Origin of the sequence: Pseudomonas brassicacearum, from assembly GCF_003732265.1 — a bacterium.
In the GTDB taxonomy this organism is placed as follows: Bacteria; Pseudomonadota; Gammaproteobacteria; order Pseudomonadales; family Pseudomonadaceae; genus Aquipseudomonas; species Aquipseudomonas brassicacearum_D.
The window spans coordinates 1-837 of sequence record NZ_MOBK01000430.1 but is presented as its reverse complement, the minus strand read 5'-3'; the positions used below and the strand labels follow the sequence as shown (position 1 = coordinate 837).

The window sequence follows — 837 nt, the reverse complement described above, 5'->3', positions numbered from 1 at the left end:
TTGCTTGAGGAAACCCTCGCCGGTCGGCCGATTGCCTTGCGGCGGTTGCGCATTCGGCACCCACAGACTGCTGAGCACGATGCCGGCCATGATCAGCACCAGCGCCGCCGGATAGATGTCGAGGCTGAGCCATTCGAACAGCCGCCCCAGCGCGACCACGGTGATGATGAAACCGATCGATCCCCACAGGCGAATCTGGCTGTAACGCGAGGTCTGCCCCTGTAAATGCGCCAGGGTGATGACTTCGAATTGCGGCAGCACCGCGTGCCAGAAAAATGCGTGCAGCGCCATGACCATCGCCAGCCAGGCGTAGGTCTTGCTGACGAAAATCAACGAGAAGGTCAGCAGTGTGCAGACCGCGCCGAAGCGCACGATGGCCAGGCGTTTGCCGGTGTAATCGCCAAGCCAGCCCCAGATGTTCGGCGCCACGCAGCGCATCAGCATCGGGATGGCCACCAGTTCACCGATCCGCGCCGGACTGAAGCCGAGGTGATCGAAGTACAGCGCCAGAAACGGCGCTGTCGAACCGAGCAAGGCGAAATAGAACAGATAGAAGCTGGACAGCCGCCAGTAAGGGAGCGCCGCCACGGTTATGCCGCGACGGCTTGAAGGTCCGCCATCAAAGCTGACCCAGCACCGGCGTGCTCACGCGCACATCGGCGTTCTGGCCACGGTGACGCAGCAGGTGATCCATCAGCACAATGGCCATCATCGCTTCGGCAATCGGCGTTGCACGAATGCCGACGCAAGGGTCGTGACGGCCCTTGGTGATCACATCGACCGGATTGCCGTGGATGTCGATCGAACGGCCCGGGGTGGTGATGCTCGACGTTGGTT

Annotated in this window: 2 protein-coding genes; both read right to left on the bottom strand. The window is 62.0% G+C overall.

The features are described 5' to 3' along the window. On the bottom strand, nucleotides 1–588 hold a 588-nt coding region (locus BK660_RS32075; protein WP_185045366.1), incomplete at its 3' end, for an MFS transporter. 31 nt (nucleotides 589–619) lie between these two features. Beyond that, a partial coding sequence (locus BK660_RS32070) for a chorismate synthase (RefSeq protein ID WP_123436473.1) occupies nucleotides 620–837 on the bottom strand: 218 nt, incomplete at its 5' end.